The organism is Salinimicrobium oceani (assembly GCF_012037645.1).
On record NZ_JAAVJR010001172.1, the window covers coordinates 1 to 349 of the forward strand.

The following is a 349-nucleotide window of genomic DNA, read 5'->3' on the forward strand; positions in this document are numbered from 1 at the left end:
ATTTTGTCATGTTTGAACCGGGTAATGGGAATCCTTCCCGGAGCACCCACACAACAGAGGTGAAAATAGGGTATACCGATAGGGCCCTTTATGTAGCAGCCTACCTTTTTGACAGTAATCCTTCACGAATTAGGCGTGAATTTGCCCAGCGTGATAATATTCCAATTGTTGATTACTTTTTAATCGACATTAACACCTATAATGACGGGGAAAATCAAACGCGCTTCTATGTCACTGCGGCAGGAACCATTGCCGATGCCAGGATGAAAAAAGAAAATGAGGATTTCGCCTATAATGTGGTATGGGATGCAAAGGTATCAATGGATGATAAAGGTTGGTATGTTGAAAT

General features: G+C 41.8%; 1 protein-coding gene. It reads left to right on the forward strand.

The window, feature by feature from the left end:
- Window positions 1-349, forward strand: a 349-nt coding sequence (locus HC175_RS21325) for a DOMON domain-containing protein (protein ID WP_479685259.1), incomplete at both ends; no start/stop codon positions are given.